Source organism: Oscillibacter hominis, from assembly GCF_014334055.1.
Lineage (GTDB): Bacteria > Bacillota > Clostridia > Oscillospirales > Oscillospiraceae > Oscillibacter > Oscillibacter hominis.
The window spans coordinates 2,569,531-2,587,265 of record NZ_CP060490.1 but is presented as its reverse complement, the minus strand read 5'-3'; the positions used below and the strand labels follow the sequence as shown (position 1 = coordinate 2,587,265).

The window sequence follows — 17,735 nt, the reverse complement described above, 5'->3', positions numbered from 1 at the left end:
ACATTTGACACAAATTGTGTCCTATAATTATGAGAGGAGCTCTGGTTTGGCATCAGCATATATGAGTTTTTCAACTCTCGGCTCTTTCATGAATGCAATCTGGAACCACAGGAGGCCGGCGCGTATGGCGCCGGCCTGTTCCATATCCGCAAAAAGAACCCCGCCCCATTGGAGTAGCGTCCAACCGGGCGGGGGATTTCTATGGGTTTTCAGCCATCAGTCCCCATACAGGGCGCAGGCCACATAGTGCTCATTGCCCATGTCCTTTAGCACGGGCTGGCGGTTCATGCATGCCTCCGTGCAGTGGTTGCAGCGGGGGGCGAACCGGCAGCGGGCCGGGGGCTCAATGGGGTCGGACACCTCTCCCCGGATGCTGTGCACCAGCCTGTGCTCCGGCTTCAGGTCCGGGATGGGGATGGCGCGGATCAGCTCCTTGGTATAGGGGTGGAGCGGATTAGAGAACAGCTCCCTGGACGGCGCGCGCTCCACCACCACGCCCAGGTACATGACCATGATCTCATCCGAGATGTGGCGAACCACGGAGAGGTCGTGGGTGATGAAGAGATAGGTCAGGCCGTGGCTCTCCTGGAGGTCCATCAGCAGGTTCAAAATTTGGGCCTGGATGGACACGTCCAGGGCGGAGACCGGCTCGTCGCAGACAATGAACTCCGGCTGGAGCACCAGCGACCGGGCGATGCCGATGCGCTGTCGGCGGCCGCCATCCAGCTCATGGGGATAGGACTGGGCGAACCGCTCCGCAAGGCCCACCGTGGCCATGATCTCGGAGACAATCCGGTTTCGCTCCGCCTTGGGCACCTGGTACACCTTCAGCGGATCGGCGATCAGGTCCTTTACCGTCTTGCGGGGGTTCAGACTGGCGTAGGGGTCCTGAAAGATGATCTGCATCTTGCGGCGCATCTCCCGCATCTGGGCCGGGGTGTACTTTTCAATGTTGGCCCCCTTGTAGATAATCTCTCCCTCGGTGGGCTCGATCAGTTTGAGGATGGTCCGGCCCAGGGTGGACTTACCGCAGCCGGACTCGCCCACCACGCCCAGCGTCTTATTCGCCGGGATGCTCAGATCCACGTGGTCCACCGCATGCAGGAGGCCCCGGGGCGTCCGGAAGTATTTTGTCAGGGACTTGGTCTGTAAAATCGCCTGCTCAGTACGTTTTTCTTCCATCATTGCGCCTCCTCACCGCCGGTTTGGCGCGGTTCATACAAAAAGCAGGAGATGGTGTGGCTGTCTGAAACCGCATAGTTACCGGGGATTTCGCACTTGCACCGATCCGTGCTGTGGGGGCAGCGGTCGCTGAAGGGGCAGCCCTCCTGCAGGATCATGGGGTCGGGCATCAGCCCGGGGATGGGTGCCAGCCGGTCGGAGTCCTTGTTCATCTCCGGGATGGAGTGGAACAGGCCCACCGTGTAGGGGTGGTGGTCCTCCGACTCGTAGATGTCCTGGACCGTTCCGTTTTCCACGATCCGCCCGGCATACATGATCGCCACCTTGTCGCAGGTCTGGGCCACCACGCCCAAGTCGTGGGTGATGAGGATCATGCCGGTGTTGAATTTCTTTTTCAGGTCATTCATCATCTGGAGCACCTGGGCCTGGATGGTGACGTCCAGGGCGGTGGTGGGCTCGTCGGCCAGCAGCAGCTCGGGGTTGCAGGCCAGGGCGATGGCGATGACGATGCGCTGCTTCATGCCGCCGGAGAACTGGTGGGGGTATTCGTTTTTCCGTGAGGGCTGGAGGCCGACGGCCGTCAGCATCTCATCCACCCGCTTCTCCCGCTCCGCCTTACTCAGGTTGGTATGGAGCAGCACGGCCTCGCCGATCTGCTGGCCCACCGGCAAAATGGGGTTCAGGGACGTCATGGGGTCCTGAAAGATCATGGAGACCTTGTTTCCCCGGATGTCCCGCATGTGGGCCTCGCTCACCTTTGTGATCTCCTCGCCGTTGAGGATCACCTGCCCGCTTTTGATCTCACCGATGCGGTCCGGCAGCAGGCGCAGGATGCTCAGGGCGGTGGTGGTCTTTCCGGCGCCGGTCTCCCCCACAAGGCCCAGGGTCTCGCCCTTGCCCAGGGTCAGGTTCACTCCGTTGACGGCATAGACTGTACCGTCGTGGGTCTTATACTGAACATGCAGGTCTTTGATTTCCAATAAATTGTCCATAGGGTCGCCTCAGTTCTTCAGTTTGGGGTCAAGGGCGTCGCGCAGGCCGTCGCCGATCAGGTTGATGGAGAGGACGGTCACTGCAATGGCGATGCCGGGGATGATGACCTGCCACGGCTGATAGCGCATCTGGGCCTTGCTCTCCGCCAGCATGGTGCCCCACTCCGGCTGGGGGGAGGGAACGCCCAGGCCGATGAAGCCCAGCGCGGCAACGGAGAGGAGCACGGAGGCCAGGTTCAGCGTCGCCTGCACGATGATGGGGCCGATGGCGTTGGGCAGGACATGGGTCAATATGATGCGCATGTCCTTGGTCCCGTAGGCCAGGGCGGCCTCTATGTAGTCTGAGCCCTTCACCTGGAGGACCGCCGAGCGGACAATCCGCACAAAGGGCGGCACCATGGAGATGGTCAGCGCGATGATGAGGTTCGCGGTGCTCGTTCCCAGGGCGGCCACCACGGTCACGGCCATCAGCGTCATGGGCAGGGCCAGGAAGATGTCCACAATGCGCATGGTGATCGCGTCCAGCCAGCCGCCGTAGTAGGCGCACAGGGAGCCCAGCAGGCAGCCGATGACCAGGGAGGCGCCCACCGTGGACAGGGAGATCAGCAGCGAGAGCCTGGCGCCGAAGATGATCCGGGCAAAGAGGTCCCGGCCATAGGAGTCCATGCCAAGGATGTGCTCGCTGCTGGGCGGTGCGAACTTTTCGTACACGTTCTGCTTAATCGCCTCTTCTTCGTAATTTGCAAACAGGGGCGCGGAGATTGCAAAAAACAACACGATCAAAAACACCACCAGGCCCAGCATGGCCATCCGGTTGCGGCTGAAGCGGTAGCAGATGGAGGCAAACTGGCCTTTTCTGTTAGGGGCTTGAAGCCGTTCTTCTTTTCCTTTCACGCTCAGCCCTCCTCAGTTTTTCACAAATTGACTGCGCAGGCGGGGATCGATGTACATGTAGAGGATGTCGATCAGCAGATTGATGACGCCGATCACAGCCGCAATGAACAGCACGCCGATCATCACCACCGGCATATCGTATTTAAAAATCCCCTGCAGCAGGTATGTGCCGACGCCGGGCAGAGCGAAGATGGTCTCCGTGACGATTGCTCCGCCCAGGGTCTGTCCCAGAATGATGCCGATCACGGTGACCATGGGCAGCAGGGCGTTGCGCAGTTCGTGGATCATCACGACCCGCATGGGCTTGGCGCCCTTTGCCCGGGCGGTCTGCACGTAGTCGGCCCGGATGACCTCCAACATGGTGGAACGGGTCATACGGATCATCTGCGCCGCCATGGCGGCCGAAAGCGTAATCCACGGCAGCACATAGTGGGTAACCGACCCGCCGCCGGTGGCGGGGAACCAGTTGGGATCCAGCGAGAATTTCAGGATCAGCAAAAGGCCCAGCCAAAACGCGGGCAGCGACGTCAGCAGCATGGCCAGCAGACGGGAAATGTTGTCAAAAATACTGTATTGTTTGATTGCCGACAGGATCCCCACCGGGACGCCCAGGAGAATGACCAGCACGATCGTTCCCGCCGTAAGGGCCATGGTGGAGGGGATGCGCTGTAAAAACTCTGTTTTAATGGGCGTGTTGGAGGACCAGGAGACGCCCGGGTCTCCGGTCAGAAGACCCCCCATATAGGTCACATATCGTTCCAAAAACGGGTCGTTCAGCCCGTGTTCCTCGTTCCATTTTTCAATTCCCTCCGGGGTGGCGGAAACGCCCAACTGCACGGAAGCGACATCGGCCGGCATCATGGCCAGTATCCCAAACACCAAAAATGAAACGCCAAGGAGCACTGGAATCAAAATGAGCAGCCGTTTTCCAATGTACTTCAGCATATCGCGTATACTCCTCTCTGCGCTTGAGTCTTCCGCTGCGCCGCGTGGAGCCGGTGCTCCACGCGGCGCAGCGCTCTATATCAGGAAATGCGGGATTACCAGGACCAGTCGTAGACAAAGTGGCAGTAAATGTCGTTCTCCTTGTCCACGCCCTTCAAAGAGGCGCTGTAGGCCACCGCGTTAGCGGGCTGGAGCAGGGGCACGCAGATGGCTTCGTCGTCGATGATCTGCTGAACCTGGGTGTAGAGTTCCTTGCGGGCCTCGGGGTCGGAGGTGACGCGGGCCTCATCCAGGACCCGGTCGAGTTCCTTGTTGAAGGCCATGAAGTAGTGCTGGCCGGAGGTGCTGTAGAAATACAGGTAGTTGCCGTCGCAGTCGTTGACCGGCCAGGACGTGCCGGTGACGGCCAGCTGATAGCTGCCGGCATAGACGGAGGACCAGTAGGTGGCACGGTCGATCTGCTCGGTGGTGACGTTGAAGCCCACCTCGCGGAGCATGCCCTCCACCGTAATGGCCGGATAGAGGTACATGGGGGTGTCGGGCGCCAGGATGGTGATGTCTACCGAGTCCACGCCGGCTTCCTTCTTATACTGCTCCAAGTACTCCTTGGCCTTTTCCACATCGTAGGTGTAAGGCTGCTCGTAGTCATCCTCGGGAGAGCAGGGCACGCTGGCGGGGAACACCGTCTTCATGGTGGCGCCCAGGCCCTCGGAGCCGCCCACCAGGACCGCGTCCTTGTCGATGGCATACTGGGCGGCTTTTCTGGCCAGGATGTTGTCAAAGGGAGGCTTGTTCTGGCAGAAGCTCAGCCAGTTGTTGCCGCGGAACAGCGTTTCCTGCCAGACCAGGCTGCTGTCGCTCTCCACAGTGGCCTTGGCGGACAGGCTGCAGTGGGTCAAAAAGTCGATCTCGCCCTTTTGCAGCGCGGCGATCTGGGTGGTGGGGTCGGTGATGATCTTGAAGTTCAGATCCTTGATGGTCGCCTCGCCCAGGTAGTACTGGTCAAAGGCAACCAGCTTGATGCTGTCGCCGGAGTTTCTGGAGACGAACTTGTAGGGTCCGCTGCCGATGGGGGCGGACTCATAGTCCGTGGTGTTGGCGCTGGACACTCTGCCGTATGTAGAGAGGATCTCATAGACGCCGGCAAAGGGGGCGTTCATGTGGATTTCAACCGTTTTGTCGTCCACGGCCACACACTCTTTCATGTTGGTCATGGAGGCGCCGGTGGCGGCGGACTCAATGGCCCGGTTGACGGAGTATGCCACGTCGTCGGCAGTCATCTTGTTGCCGTCGTGGAAGACCACGTCGTCCCGCAGGTGGAAGGTGTAGGTCAACTCATCGGCGGAGAGCTCCCAGGATTCGGCCAGCTTGGGCGCCCACTCGCCGTCAGGCCCTTTTACGATCAGGGTATCATAGAGCTGGCGGTACAAAATCGTGCTGATCTGGTCCGTGGTGTAGACTGGGTCCAGTGAAGCGATGTCGCTTGAGAGGCCGTAGTTCACGTCCGTGCGGCCCGCGTTGTCCGCTCCGCCGCTGGAACTTCCGCCGGAGCCGCCCTGCCCGCCCCCTCCGCACGCGGTCAGGGAACCCAGCAAGAAGACAGCCAAAAGAAGAGACAGGGACTTTTTCAACCAATTTCTTTGCATTTGTGATACCTCCTATATTTTTTCCCCCCTTGGGGCGGTTCATTGATTTGCCATTGGACACGCCTTATGGCCATGGGAAGCGAAAATTACTTTTTTCTCCAGGTCTGGTCGAACACCCGCAGGTAATTCTCACCCATGACCTTCTTGATGTCCGCTTCGCTGAAGCCGCGCCGGAGCATGTGCTCGACGATGTTGACGATGTTGGCCAGGCTGTGCAGCCCCTCGGGGAAGGCGCTGCGCTTGCCCCGCCCGCCGGCTGCCGCCGCCAGATAGACATCCCGGTTGGGGTGGTTCAGTTCCATCAGGTGGCGGGTATCATGGCGGTCATAGGCGCTGGGCTCCGCGTTGGAGTCGATGCCGATGCCCACGTGGTCAATGCCCACCAGGTCGCCATAGTAGGCGATGGCGTCCACAAAATCCTCAATGCAGGGCAGGTGCTCACGGTTCCAGAGGATGGGGACATAGGAGCACACGCCGATCACGCCGCCCATGGCTGCGCACTTTTTGGCGGCCTCGTCGGAGATGTTTCTTGGGTGGTCAAAGAGCTTTCTGGGATTGGAGTGGCTGAAGATGGGGGTCTTGGTGCACACGTCCATGGCCTCCATGGCGGAACGGGGAGAGATGTGGCTGAGGTCCACGGTGATGCCCGCCTTCTCCAGGCCCTGGATCAGTTTCCGGCCCAGGGGGGAGAGGCCGCCATCGGTCTCGCACAGGCAGCCGTCCGTGGCAAACGTCCGCTGGTTATAGCCGATCTGGATGATGCGCATACCCAGCCGGGCAAAGGCCTCGGTGGATGCCTCCAGGCTGGCGTGCTCCACAAAGCGGGGGTTCTGCGCGCCTAAGATCATGGCGATCTTACCTTCCTTCTTGGCGGTGCGGATGTCGTCCGCCGTCTCCGCCAGCAGGAAGTGATCCGAGTTGTTGGCAATGGCCTCATAGTGGTCGATGATGGAATTGACCGCGCTTCCCGTGCCGGCCAGGTTCTGCGGGACCGTCAGGTTCAGCGCCGTGACCCCCGACTCCTTCAGATGCCAGTTGTAGGATTCGAGGTAAAAGCTACACGTATCAATTACGGTGGCCTCCCGGTGAATGCGCACCGCCTCAGGAGAGACGCCTGCGTTGATGCTCAGTGCGTACGCCTTGATTTCAGGGTCATCCGTACTGTAGTAGGTCATAATCGCTTCCTGCGCAATACGGACCTGTTCAAGCTCTGTCATGACTTTACTTCCTCCCATTTGAATTGTCCACCCAGTGGATATCTATAAACTACATCATTTTTTGAAACGTGTCAATATAAGAAACGTATAATTTTATAATTTCATTTTATCAATACTATACAATCAATAATACGATTTAATTCATCTGCTTGACTTGTCGCTTAAAATACTTTATTCTATAATAAAATCAACAAATTTTCCCAGGCCGTTCAAACCAGCGTTCAAAAATCGGAGGTCACATGATTACTGTAAAAGATATTGCCAGGCTTGCCGGTGTGTCCCAGGGCACTGTTTCCAATGTCTTGAATAACCGGGGAAATGTCAGCGCGGAGAAAATCCAGCGCGTGACGGAGGCTGCAAAGCAGTTGGGATACGTGGCAAACGCCCAGGCGAAGCAGCTGCGCCAGGATATCCCCCTTTCGACCCATGTTGCCATCATCCTCCCCAACATTGATGAAAAGCGCTATTCCTCCTTTTTCAACGGCATCAAGCTGTTGTTGGAGGAACGTGGTTATACGCCGCTGCTGTTCGTCACGGACGACTCCCCCTACAAAGAGGAACAGATTGCAAAGCACGTGGCGGAGATGCGCGTCTCGGGCGTCATCACCGTCACCGGTTCCATTTCACACGTGGACATCTATCAGGACGCGCTGAGCAGCGGCGCGGAGGTGCTGTACGCCTTCCGGTCCGTGAACCAGTCCCACAACTTCATCGGCTTTGACTTCCACTCCATCGGCCGGGAGATCGGAACCTATGTGTTGAAGCAGGACTACCGCCATGTGGCGGTCATCAGCGACCCGGAGTGCTATCCGGAGAACCGGGATTTCATCAGCGGGCTGCGGGAGACAATCCAGACCGCCCGGAGCCCCCGCCGCCTTCAGATCAAAACGGCGGACTGGCTGAACATCTCCGTGTCCCCTTTTGACTTTTTTGAGGGGAACCAGGAGGCGCCGGACGTCATCATCCTCACCAACTCCTTTTTCCTGCCCAAGGTCCAGCTTGCCTTTTCCGTGGCCTCCGTCCAGGGCTGTCCCCCCATCATCGCCATCTCCGGGGACAGCATCGCCGTGGAGAACCCCAACGTAACCCGCTATTCCCTGGACTACCTGCACGCGGGAATGCGGGCGGCCCAGTGCCTGCTGTCCAATCTGACGGGCCCCAAGCGGGAGCAGCGGGAAATCTTAGGTGTCACCGGGTTCCACCAGGCCCCCTACCGCGTGGGCACGTCCCATTCCGGCACAAAGCTGCGCGTCCTGCTGGCCAAGAGCGAATCCAGCGCCGCGCTGCAGCGGATCACGCCGGGGTTTGTGCGCAAGACCGGAATTGAGGTGGAGTTCGTGGAGCTCCTTCCTTCCGAGGTGTTCTCCGAGACCATCCGGGCCTCACAGAGCGGCGAATTCGACCTGGTGCGCAGCAATATGAGCTGCCTTCCGCTGTTCACGGACGATCTTTTCTACACCTTCACGGACGAGGAGTTCCAGCAGATTACCCAGGGAATGCTCCCCCGGATTGTAAAAGACTTCTCCTATATTCATGGGAAGCCCCAGGCCATCCCCTTTGACATCGGCATCGACATGCTGGTCTACCGCAAGGACCTCTTTGAAAACCAACTGCTCAAGCGGATGTACTTTGAGCAGACCGGCGAATCCCTCAGCGTCCCCGCCACCTTTGACCAGTATGAGCGCATCATCCGCTTTTTCAGCCGCGACAGCAACCCCCAGTCCCCGGTCCAGGCCGGCACGGGCATGAACTGGGACTCCCCCACCGAATTGAGCTCCTCCTTCTTCCTGCGGTATCTCAACTACATGAAGGGCGGCACCTTCCGGCGCGGCGAGACCAAGGTGGAGGAAGCAGCGGTTTTGCAGACGCTGAGAAACATGTACACCTGCGGGCAGTACGCCCTGCCCGTCCAGGGCAAGCGCTGGGTGGGCGCCACGCTGGACAACTTCATCTACGGCCAGACCGCCGTGGAGCTGGTGTTTTTGAACTATGCGTCCAACATCGCCCACCTCCAGAAGAACATCTATGGGGGAAAGGTGGGCTACACCACCGTGCCGGGCGGCATCTCCTACATCACCGGCGGCTCCTTCTCCATCTTCAAAACCTCCTCCCAGACCGAGGCCACCAAGGAGTTCATCCGCTGGGTCTCCTCCTTCCCTCAGACGGAGCTGCTCACCCTCTACGGCGGCCTTTCCCCCTACGCGGAGGTGTACCGCAGCAGTGAGATCCTCATGCAGTACCCCTGGTACAGCCATCTCCTTGAGAACCTGGAGTCCGCCCGGGGCCGGGAGGTCTGGGACGTGTTCGACCAGAACCGGAGCTCCCTGCTCCAGCTGCCGCTGCTCCAGAGCATCGTCCAGGGCCAGCGGACGCCGGAGGACGCCCTGCCCCAGATGATGGACATTTTGGAGTCCGCCCTCCTCACGGACTGAATGAAGTAAAGGCCCCGGGCCCATAATGGCCCGGGGCCTTTTCCATTTGAGATGCGGCCGTTGCGCCGCGCGCACGTTCCGCCGTAAAATTCCCACTAGACAAGCTCATGAAAATCCGCTATAATAAAGGGACTGAAAAGAACGGGAGAGATCATATGGACCATTTTTTCATCAAGCTGCTGCACCAGTCCTCTGAATGCCTGGACGTCCTGCCCGCGGGCTCTGTGGACCTGGTGGTCACATCGCCGCCCTACCCCATGATCGGGATGTGGGACGAGTGCTTTACCGGGCAGCGCAGCGAGGTGGAAACGGCTATGGCCGAAGGCGACTGGGACGGGGCATTCCAACAGATGCACCTCCTGCTGGACCAAATCTGGCTCCAGTGCGACCGGGTGCTGCGCCCCAACGGATTCGTCTGCATCAACATCGGCGACGCCACCCGTACCCTAAACGGGACCTTCCGCCTCTTTTCCAACCACACCCGGATCATCCGGGCCTTTGAGTCCATGGGCTACAGCGTGCTGCCGGACATCCTCTGGCGCAAGCAGTCCAACTCCCCCAACAAGTTCATGGGGTCCGGGATGTACCCCGCCGGGGCCTATGTCACCTATGAGCACGAGTACATTCTGATCTTCCGCAAGGGCGCCAAGCGCCAATTTTCCGGCGATGAGCGGCAGCGGCGCAGGGAGAGCGCCTACTTCTGGGAGGAGCGGAACCTCTGGTTCTCCGACCTTTGGGAGTTCAAGGGCACTGCCCAGCGGCTCGGCGCCAGCGCCATCCGGCAGAGGAGCGGCTCCTTCCCCCTGGAGCTGCCGCTGCGCCTGGTGGCCATGTACTCCATTTACGGCGACACGGTGCTGGACCCCTTCGGCGGCCTGGGCACCACGGCCCTGGCCTGCGCGTCGCTCCAGCGCAACTGCATCTGCTGCGAGCGGGAGGCGTCCCTCTGGTCCCTGTCCCTGGCCCGCCTGGCCCATCATCCGGCCGAGGCGTTCCCCGGCCAGCGGCTCAGCCGCCACTTGGCCTTCCTTGAGCAGCTCAGCGACGAGGAGCGGCAGCGGTGCTACACCAACCTCCCCCACGGCGTCCCGGTCAAGACCCGGCAGGAGACGGAGCTGCGCCTCTACCAAACCACCGGCCACACCTCATCCGCGCCCGGCCAGTTCCGCTTTACCTGCGCCCCCCTTTGAGCTGCTCCTCCACCTCGAAGACCAGCTCCCCGGCGGCGTTCTTCCTGTAAAAAACTATCTTTCCCCGGAGCGTCTCGGGAAGGCGGTCCATGGATTTGTAAGTGGAGGGCTTCACCGAGTAGGCCTCCTCCCCCACGTAGCCGTCCACACCCTGGGCCTCTTCCTCCGGCGTGGCCAGCCGCCAGGATTCTCCCCGCTCCGCGGCAATCTCCTCCAGGATGAGCTGCTGGTAGTAGAGTCCCTGATAGGTCTTGTTCACCACCAGGTCCTCCACCCAGTCGCGGATCATGTCCCGGTCAATGAGCCGGATGGCCTCCTTGAGGCTGTCCATCTGGCCGCAGATCTTATCCGTGGCCCGCTCAATGGCCTCCGGGTTCTGTTCCCGGTACCACTGCTCCCACCCCTCGACGGAGGGCTTCTCCGTGCTCCGCCGGTACTGGGGAAAGAGCTCCGACATCTGGCCCACCACCTTGGGGCGGGTGCCCTGGGCGGTCTGGTTTGCCAAATTCATAAGTTGGGTCGTATACTTGGGAAACGCCGTCTTCTTCCACGCGCCGGGCGAAAGCGTTTTCTTCATGTGCATTCCCTCTTTTCTGAGCCTGCCGCAGCGTGCTGCGGCGGTTTTTTTCATTGTACGGTGCGGCGGCGCGGCTGTCAACCGCTGTTTGCGCCAGGGTGCATTTCCCCATGTTTGTTTCATTTTTTAACCATTTTGTCCATAATAAAGCGTAAAGATTCTGATAAGATTCCGATTTTCCCGTTGTTCCACCCTCTGTTTTCCCGTATAATGAACTGAAGAAGAATGGTCTTATGGTTTGAGAAATGGAGGGAAGTCCACGAGTTGAACAAGAAATTACGGGAAAAAATCATGGAATCCGTGGCGGCGGTGCTCCCCATCACCGCCATCGTACTGCTGCTGACGGTGGCGGCGGTGCCCCTGGAAGTGGGCACGGTGCTGCTGTTCCTCACGGGCGCGGTGCTGCTGATCGTCGGCATGGGGTTTTTCCAGCTGGGCGCGGAGATGTCCATGACGCCGTTGGGCGAGGGCATCGGCACCCAGCTCTTTAAAACACGCAGCCTGCCGCTGACGGTGGGGCTGTGCTTCCTGATGGGCGCCATCATCACCATCGCCGAGCCGGACCTCCAGGTCCTGGCCAACCAGGTGCCCTCGGTGCCCAATGAGGTGCTGATCTGGACCGTGGCGGTGGGCGTGGGCCTCTTTCTGGTGGCGGCGGCGCTGCGCATTTTGTTCCGCATCCCCCTGCCCCGGCTGCTGTGCATTTTGTACCTGGCGCTGTTCGCCCTGTCCTTTGTGACCCCGGCGGACTTTGTGCCCGTGGCCTTCGACTCCGGCGGCGTCACCACCGGCCCCATGACCGTGCCATTCATCATGGCCATGGGCATCGGCCTCTCCGCCGCCCGGAGCGACAAAAACGGCGCGGACGACAGCTTCGGCCTGGTGGCCTTTTCCAGCATCGGCCCCATTTTGATGGTACTGCTCCTGGGCATCTTCTACCGCCCCGACGGCAGCTCCTACGCCACAGTGGACATCGCCCAGGTGGAGACCACCCGGGACGTGGCGGCGGCCTTTGCCGTGCAGCTGCCCCATTTCGGCCGGGAGGTCCTCTCCTCCATGGCGCCGGTGCTGGCGGTTTTCCTGCTCTTCCAGTTCTTCACCCGCCGCTACCACCGGGGCCAGCTGCTGCGGATGGCCGTGGGCTTTGCCTACACCATCGTGGGCCTCATTTTGTTCCTCACCGGGGTCAACGTGGGCTTTGCCCCGGTGGGCAGCCTCTTAGGCAGCCGCATGGCCGACCAGTTGTGGCTTCTGGTGCCGGTGGGCGCGGTGATCGGCTACTGCATCGTCAAGGCCGAGCCGGCGGTGCAGATCCTCAACCACCAGGTGGAGGACCTGACCAACGGCGCCATCTCCCGCAGGTCCATGAACCTGTGCCTGTCCTTAGGCGTGTCCGCGGCGGTGGGGCTGGCCATGGTGCGGGTGGTGACGGGCATCCACATCTACTGGATTTTGATTCCCGGCTATCTCATCGCCCTGATTCTGACCTATTTCGTGCCCCGGGTGTTCGTGGGCATCGCCTTTGACTCCGGCGGCGTGGCCTCCGGCCCCATGACCTCCACCTTTTTGCTGCCGCTGTCCATCGGCGCGTGCACCGGCGCGGGCGGCAGCGTGGTCACTGACGCCTTCGGTGTGGTGGCCCTGGTGGCCCTGGCCCCGCTGATCGCGGTCCAGGCCATGGGCGTGGTCTACGCCCGGAAGCTCCGCTTTGCCCCGGAGGAGGCCCCCGCCGCGCCGGAGGAAGAGGACTACATCATTGACTTGGACGAGGAGGTGTGCGCATGACCGGGCCCCGCCTTTTGTGCGTCATCAGCGACGCGGAGGGCGCCGTGCAGGTGTCCGCGCTGCTGAAGCAGGGCTTTGTGCCCCTCCAGTACCAGTGCCGGGGAAAGGGCACCGCCAGCTCGGAAATCCTGCGGCTGAGCGGCCTGGGCGAGACCGACAAGGCCGTCAGCCTGGCCATGATCCGGCGGGAGGAGGCCCCGGGGCTGCTGCGGCAGCTGAACCGGGCCCTGCACCTGAAGCACCACGGCACGGGCATCGCCGTGACCATCCCCATCAGCGGCCTCCAGTCCAGCGTGATGCACCTGCTGGACCGGCCCATTCCCAAAAAAGAGGAGGAAGACCCGCCTATGGCTTCACAGTCCGCATACGCCATGATTTTAGCCGCCGTCAACCAGGGCTTCAGCGACGAGGTGATGGACGCGGCCCGGAGCGCCGGGGCCACCGGCGGCACGGTGCTGCGCGGCCGGCGCCGGGGTTTGGAGGAGCCCATGCGCTTTTTCGGCATCTCCCTCCAGGAGGAGCAGGAGCTGATTTTGATTGTGTCCTCCCGGAAGAAGAAGGTGGGGATCATGGACGCGATCCACAAGCAGTTCGGCCCCAAGAGTCCGGCCCAGGGCGTGGTGCTGTCCATGCCAGTGGAGGACGTGATGGGCCTCGAGTGAGAAAAAGAGCGCACGACGAATGACCGTCGTGCGCTCTTTCCATTGTGCGTTACTTCCCCTTTGGGTATGGTTTCTTTATATCCGTAAGGCCCAGAATGTAATCCGTGCTTGTCTTGTAGAAGCTTGCCAGTTTTACGAGTGCCCAGACAGGTATTTCATGAATTCCCTTTTCGTATCGCCGATAAACCTCCCTTTTACAATCCAGTATATCAGCAATGTCCTCCTGGGTTTTATCTGCATCTATCCTCAAATCTTCTAACCTCTGGAAAACCATAATAGCATCACTCCTTATAAAGGAATGCTATTATTTTGTTGCATCTTACATCTGAATATGCCACAATATTGTAGCGAACTATACTCTTTTCCCCTCTGTTTTAATCCTGTTCCCGCTTGTTTGTCAGACCCAAGATATAGTCCGTGCTTGTCTTGTAGAAGTCCGCCAGTTTGATAAGTGCCCAGACAGGTATTTCTTGAAGCCCCTTTTCATACCGCCGATACACTTCCCTTTTGCAATTCAGTATTCTGGCAATGTCTTCTTGCGTCTTATCCGCATCTATTCTCAAGTCTTCCAACCGCTGGAAAACCATAGCAGCATCACTCCTTGTGAGTAAATGCTACTATTTTGTTGCATCTAACATTTAAATATGCTACAATATTGTGGCAATATATAAATGATGAGGTGATAGCAATGATTCCGTACAAAAAGATGTATGCCCTCTTAATGGGCGCCGTCTCCGATGCATTGGATTCCATAGACGCTGGAAATGTCCCTCAAGCGAAGAAACAGCTGCTGACCGCAGTAGACGGAATAGAAAATCTCTACATAGAAACCGCCTTAAGCTTAGAAGACGCGCACGACGAATGACCGTCGTGCGCTCTTTTTTATTTCTTCCGCCTGCGGCGGCCGTCCGCCGCCGCCACCACATACCCGGGCAGCATCGGCGCGCCGGAGCGCACCTTGCGGGGCTTGGGCGGCTCCGCTGCAGCGGCCTGGGGCCGCTCCGTTTTTGCAGAGTGCTCCGTCCGTACCACCCGCTCCTGGTTCCTGGGCCGCTCCGCCCTTGCGGGCCGCTCTTTCCCGGCGGGCCGCTCCGCCGCGGGCTTTGCCGTCCGCTCTACCCGGGGAGGGCGGGGCGGGCGCTCCGCCTTGGGCGTGGCCTCAAAGACCTCCATGGGATAGGGGTGGTCCGCCACCTCCGGCACCTTCTTGCCGATGAGCTTCTCAATGTCCTTCAAATAGGCCAGCTCGTCAAAATTGCAGAAGCTCACCGCCACGCCGCCGTGGCCCGCCCGGCCCGTGCGGCCGATGCGGTGGACATAGGTCTCCGGCACATTGGGCAGGTCGAAGTTGATGACGCAGGAAAGCTCGTTGATGTCGATGCCCCGGGCCGCAATGTCCGTGGCCACCAGCACCCGGCTTTCCCCGCTCTTAAAGCTCTCCAGGGCCTTGACCCTGGCGTTCTGGCTCTTGTTGCCGTGGATGGCCATGGTGGGGATCCCCTCCCGGCAAAGCTCCTTGGCCACCCGGTCGGCCCCGTGCTTGGTGGCCGTGAAGACCAGCACGGAATACCAGCCGTTCTCCCGCAGCAGGTGGATGAGGAGCCTCCGCTTGTTGGCCTTGTCCACCTTGTAGAGGGACTGCTCGATGGCGTCCACGGTGGAGGACACGGGCGTCACCTCCACGGTGATGGGGTTTTTCAGGATTTGGCGGGTCAGCTTGACGATCTCCTCCGGCATGGTGGCGGAGAAGAGCAGGGTCTGGCGCTGCTCCGGCAGGCGGGCAAGCACCTTGCGCACGTCGTGGATGAAGCCCATGTCCAGCATCCGGTCCGCCTCGTCCAGGACAAAGCAGCTGATGTGGCTGAGGTCGATGTGGCCCTGGTTGCAGAGGTCGTTGAGCCGCCCCGGCGTGGCCACCAGGATGTCAGTGCCCTTTTGCAGGGCCTCCACCTGGGGCACCTGGCTGACGCCGCCGAAGATCACCGTGGTGATCAGGGGCAGGTACTTGCCATAGTCGTCGAAGCTCTCCTTGATCTGGAGGGCCAGCTCCCGGGTGGGCGTGAGGATCAGGGCCCGGATGGGCTTGTGGGTGAACTTCTTCTCCTGGTGCAGGTGCTGGAGGATGGGGATGGCGAAGGCCGCCGTCTTGCCGGTGCCCGTCTGGGCGCAGCCGATCAGGTCGCGGCCGGTCAGCACCGGCGGGATGGCCTGGGCCTGGATGGGCGACGGGGTCACATAGCCCACGTCACGGACCGCCCGTTGAATCTCGGGCAGCAGGTGTAAGTCTTGAAAGGTCATGAAATACTCTTTTCTTTGTTATTTTTGCTTGATTCGCGCGGGTGCGGCGGCCTTTTTATTCGTCTAACTTGAGCACCGCCAAAAATGCCTCCGTCGGCACCTGGACCGTGCCCAACGTGCGCATCTTTTTCTTGCCCTCCTTCTGCTTTTCCAGCAGCTTCTTCTTCCGGGTGATGTCGCCGCCGTAGCACTTGGCCAGCACGTCCTTGCGCATGGCCTTCACCGTCTCCCGGGCGATCACCCGCCCGCCGATGGCCGCCTGGACCGGAATCTCAAAGAGCTGGCGGGGGATGTTCTCCTTCAGCTTTTCGCACAGACGCCGGGCCCGGGGGTAGGCCTTGTCCTTGTGGGCGATGAAGCTCAGCGCGTCCACCTGGTCGCCGTTGAGCAGCACGTCCACCTTCACAAGCTCGCTGGGGCGGTAGCCGGAGAGCTCGTAGTCCAGCGACGCGTAGCCCTTGGTGTTGGCCTTCAGGGCATCGAAAAAGTCGTAGATGATCTCGTTGAGGGGCATCTGGTAGTGCAGCTCCACCAGGTTGGTGTCCAGGTACTGCATGTCCTTGAACTCGCCCCGGCGGTCCTGGCACATGGGCATGATGTTGCCCACGTAGTCCTGGGGCGTGATGATGGACACCTTCACGTAGGGCTCCTCCGCCAGCTCGATGGAGGCCGGGTCCGGGTAGTTGTGGGGGTTGTCCACCTTCACCACCGTGCCGTCGGTCTTTGTGACGTGGTAGATGACCGAGGGCAGCGTGGTCACAAGGCCCAGGTCGAACTCCCGCTCCAGCCGCTCCTGGATCACCTCCAGGTGGAGCATGCCCAAAAAGCCGCAGCGGAACCCAAAGCCCAGGGCCACGGAGCTCTCCGGCTCAAAGCTTAGGGAGGCGTCGTTGAGCTGGAGCTTTTCCAGCGCGTCCCGCAGATCCGGGTACTCCGACCCGTCCTCGGTGTAGATGCCGCAGTAGACCATGGGCTGCACGGGGCGGTAGCCGGGCAGGGCCTCGGCGGCCGGGCAGAGGGCGTCGGTGACCGTGTCACCCACCCGGGTATCCTTCACGTTCTTGATGGAGGCGGTGAAATAGCCCACCTCGCCGGCCTCCAGCGCGTCGCAGGGCTCCAGGCCCAGGGGCAGCAGATGGCCGCACTCCACCACCTGGTAGGAGGCGCCGGAGGCCATCATCTTCACGCTCTGGCCCGTGCGGAGCGTGCCCTCCATCAGCCGCAGGTAGACGATGACGCCCCGGTAGCTGTCGTACTGGCTGTCGAAGATCAGCGCCTTGAGGGGCGCGTCCACGTCGCCGGTGGGCGGCGGCACGTTTTTCACCACGTCCTCTAACACGTCCTCGATGTTGACGCCCAACTTGGCGGAGATCTCCGGCGCGTCCATGGCGGGCAGGCCGATGATGTTCTCCACCTCCTCCTTGGCCCGCTTGGGGTCCGCGGCAGGCAGGTCGATCTTGTTGAATACCGGCAGGATTTCCAGGTTGTGCTCCAGCGCCAGGTAGGTGTTGGCAAGGGTCTGGGCCTCCACGCCCTGGGTGGAGTCCACCACCAGCACCGCGCCCTCGCAGGCCGCAAGGGACCGGCTGACCTCATAGTTGAAGTCCACGTGGCCCGGCGTGTCGATCAGGTTCAGCTCGTAGACTTCCCCGTCCCGGGCCTGATAGCTCAGCCGGACGGCGCGGGCCTTGATGGTGATGCCCCGCTCCCGCTCCAAATCCATGTTGTCCAGGAGCTGGCTGGACATCTCCCGCTCGGAGACGGCGTTGCACCGCTCCAGCAGCCGGTCGGCCAGGGTGGACTTGCCGTGGTCGATGTGGGCGATGATGGAGAAGTTACGTATATTGCTTTGCTTTATCATAGAAAAAACCTCCTTGCCAAGTCACGCTCCCGCGCGGACACGCAGCGTTTAGGC

At 60.6% G+C, this 17,735-nt stretch carries 16 protein-coding genes; 5 read left to right on the top strand and 11 right to left on the bottom strand.

Annotation, left to right across the window (positions count from 1 at the left end):
* Window positions 1-216 precede the first annotated feature (216 nt).
* The 6 genes from H8790_RS12710 to H8790_RS12685 form a co-directional block, all read right to left on the bottom strand.
* A complete protein-coding gene (locus H8790_RS12710; protein ID WP_187334311.1) occupies window positions 217-1,182 on the bottom strand; it encodes an ABC transporter ATP-binding protein in 966 nt (321 codons plus the stop codon).
* Entirely contained in the window at window positions 1,182-2,174 is a 993-nt protein-coding gene (locus tag H8790_RS12705; RefSeq protein ID WP_187332883.1) for an ABC transporter ATP-binding protein, read from the bottom strand. The genes H8790_RS12710 and H8790_RS12705 overlap by 1 nt, the downstream gene beginning before the upstream one ends.
* A 9-nt stretch (window positions 2,175-2,183) precedes the next feature.
* Window positions 2,184-3,068 carry an ABC transporter permease gene (locus tag H8790_RS12700; protein WP_243208510.1) on the bottom strand — a complete coding sequence of 295 codons (885 nt, stop codon included), beginning with the start codon at window positions 3,066-3,068 and terminating at the stop codon, window positions 2,184-2,186.
* A 12-nt stretch (window positions 3,069-3,080) separates the two neighbouring features.
* The gene (locus tag H8790_RS12695; RefSeq protein WP_187332882.1) at window positions 3,081-4,013 is read right to left on the bottom strand and encodes an ABC transporter permease; all 933 of its coding nucleotides are present in this window, start codon (window positions 4,011-4,013) and stop codon (window positions 3,081-3,083) included.
* 95 nt (window positions 4,014-4,108) lie between these two features.
* Complete coding sequence (locus tag H8790_RS12690; RefSeq protein WP_187332881.1) at window positions 4,109-5,659, bottom strand: ABC transporter substrate-binding protein; 1,551 nt, start codon at window positions 5,657-5,659, stop codon at window positions 4,109-4,111.
* A gap of 86 nt (window positions 5,660-5,745) precedes the next feature.
* On the bottom strand, window positions 5,746-6,876 hold the full coding sequence (locus H8790_RS12685) for a dipeptidase (protein ID WP_187332880.1): 1,131 nt from the start codon (window positions 6,874-6,876) through the stop codon (window positions 5,746-5,748).
* Window positions 6,877-7,115: 239 nt separating this feature from the next.
* Here H8790_RS12685 and H8790_RS12680 point away from each other — a divergent pair, with 239 nt between their 5' ends.
* Together H8790_RS12680 and H8790_RS12675 are read left to right on the top strand one after the other, a co-directional pair.
* On the top strand, window positions 7,116-9,308 hold the full coding sequence (locus H8790_RS12680; RefSeq protein ID WP_187332879.1) for an extracellular solute-binding protein: 2,193 nt from the start codon (window positions 7,116-7,118) through the stop codon (window positions 9,306-9,308).
* A 155-nt stretch (window positions 9,309-9,463) separates the two neighbouring features.
* On the top strand, window positions 9,464-10,498 hold the full coding sequence (locus tag H8790_RS12675; protein WP_187332878.1) for a DNA-methyltransferase: 1,035 nt from the start codon (window positions 9,464-9,466) through the stop codon (window positions 10,496-10,498).
* On the opposite strand, the gene H8790_RS12670 is transcribed toward H8790_RS12675, so the two are convergent.
* On the bottom strand, window positions 10,479-11,075 hold the full coding sequence (locus H8790_RS12670; protein ID WP_187332877.1) for an MjaI family restriction endonuclease: 597 nt from the start codon (window positions 11,073-11,075) through the stop codon (window positions 10,479-10,481). The genes H8790_RS12675 and H8790_RS12670 overlap by 20 nt on opposite strands.
* A gap of 264 nt (window positions 11,076-11,339) precedes the next feature.
* Here H8790_RS12670 and H8790_RS12665 point away from each other — a divergent pair, with 264 nt between their 5' ends.
* Together H8790_RS12665 and H8790_RS12660 are read left to right on the top strand one after the other, a co-directional pair.
* Complete coding sequence (locus tag H8790_RS12665; RefSeq protein ID WP_187332876.1) at window positions 11,340-12,860, top strand: DUF1538 domain-containing protein; 1,521 nt, start codon at window positions 11,340-11,342, stop codon at window positions 12,858-12,860.
* Window positions 12,857-13,522 carry a P-II family nitrogen regulator gene (locus tag H8790_RS12660; protein ID WP_187332875.1) on the top strand — a complete coding sequence of 222 codons (666 nt, stop codon included), beginning with the start codon at window positions 12,857-12,859 and terminating at the stop codon, window positions 13,520-13,522. Before H8790_RS12665 ends, H8790_RS12660 begins: the two co-directional genes overlap by 4 nt.
* Before the next feature lie 49 nt (window positions 13,523-13,571).
* Here H8790_RS12660 and H8790_RS12655 read toward each other — a convergent pair whose 3' ends face one another.
* Both H8790_RS12655 and H8790_RS12650 read right to left on the bottom strand, forming a co-directional pair.
* A complete protein-coding gene (locus tag H8790_RS12655; RefSeq protein WP_187332874.1) occupies window positions 13,572-13,796 on the bottom strand; it encodes a helix-turn-helix domain-containing protein in 225 nt (74 codons plus the stop codon).
* Window positions 13,797-13,896: 100 nt separating this feature from the next.
* Window positions 13,897-14,109 carry a helix-turn-helix domain-containing protein gene (locus tag H8790_RS12650; RefSeq protein ID WP_187332873.1) on the bottom strand — a complete coding sequence of 71 codons (213 nt, stop codon included), beginning with the start codon at window positions 14,107-14,109 and terminating at the stop codon, window positions 13,897-13,899.
* A 101-nt stretch (window positions 14,110-14,210) separates the two neighbouring features.
* Between H8790_RS12650 and H8790_RS12645 the strand changes: the two genes are divergently transcribed.
* Window positions 14,211-14,387: a hypothetical protein gene (locus H8790_RS12645; protein ID WP_187332872.1), complete on the top strand. Its 177-nt coding sequence runs from the start codon at window positions 14,211-14,213 to the stop codon at window positions 14,385-14,387.
* Between the two features lie 17 nt (window positions 14,388-14,404).
* Here the strand turns inward: H8790_RS12645 and H8790_RS12640 are convergent, their stop codons facing one another.
* Window positions 14,405-15,820, bottom strand: coding sequence for a DEAD/DEAH box helicase (locus H8790_RS12640; RefSeq protein ID WP_187332871.1), 1,416 nt, complete (start codon window positions 15,818-15,820; stop codon window positions 14,405-14,407).
* Window positions 15,821-15,875: 55 nt separating this feature from the next.
* Complete coding sequence (lepA, locus tag H8790_RS12635) at window positions 15,876-17,681, bottom strand: translation elongation factor 4 (RefSeq protein WP_187332870.1); 1,806 nt, start codon at window positions 17,679-17,681, stop codon at window positions 15,876-15,878.
* Window positions 17,682-17,735: the final 54 nt, after the last annotated feature.

Bases quoted from the DNA above. Each gene is read 5' to 3' on its own strand.
- H8790_RS12710 (WP_187334311.1), bottom strand. From the start codon at position 1,182: ATGGAAGAAAAACGTACTGAGCAGGCGATTTTACAGACCAAGTCCCTG.
- H8790_RS12705 (WP_187332883.1), bottom strand. From the start codon at position 2,174: ATGGACAATTTATTGGAAATCAAAGACCTGCATGTTCAGTATAAGACC.
- H8790_RS12695 (WP_187332882.1), bottom strand. From the start codon at position 4,013: ATGCTGAAGTACATTGGAAAACGGCTGCTCATTTTGATTCCAGTGCTC.
- H8790_RS12690 (WP_187332881.1), bottom strand. From the start codon at position 5,659: ATGCAAAGAAATTGGTTGAAAAAGTCCCTGTCTCTTCTTTTGGCTGTC.
- H8790_RS12685 (WP_187332880.1), bottom strand. From the start codon at position 6,876: ATGACAGAGCTTGAACAGGTCCGTATTGCGCAGGAAGCGATTATGACC.
- H8790_RS12680 (WP_187332879.1), top strand. From the start codon at position 7,116: ATGATTACTGTAAAAGATATTGCCAGGCTTGCCGGTGTGTCCCAGGGC.
- H8790_RS12675 (WP_187332878.1), top strand. From the start codon at position 9,464: ATGGACCATTTTTTCATCAAGCTGCTGCACCAGTCCTCTGAATGCCTG.
- H8790_RS12670 (WP_187332877.1), bottom strand. From the start codon at position 11,075: ATGAAGAAAACGCTTTCGCCCGGCGCGTGGAAGAAGACGGCGTTTCCC.
- H8790_RS12660 (WP_187332875.1), top strand. From the start codon at position 12,857: ATGACCGGGCCCCGCCTTTTGTGCGTCATCAGCGACGCGGAGGGCGCC.
- H8790_RS12655 (WP_187332874.1), bottom strand. From the start codon at position 13,796: ATGGTTTTCCAGAGGTTAGAAGATTTGAGGATAGATGCAGATAAAACC.
- H8790_RS12650 (WP_187332873.1), bottom strand. From the start codon at position 14,109: ATGGTTTTCCAGCGGTTGGAAGACTTGAGAATAGATGCGGATAAGACG.
- H8790_RS12645 (WP_187332872.1), top strand. From the start codon at position 14,211: ATGATTCCGTACAAAAAGATGTATGCCCTCTTAATGGGCGCCGTCTCC.
- H8790_RS12640 (WP_187332871.1), bottom strand. From the start codon at position 15,820: ATGACCTTTCAAGACTTACACCTGCTGCCCGAGATTCAACGGGCGGTC.
- lepA (WP_187332870.1), bottom strand. From the start codon at position 17,681: ATGATAAAGCAAAGCAATATACGTAACTTCTCCATCATCGCCCACATC.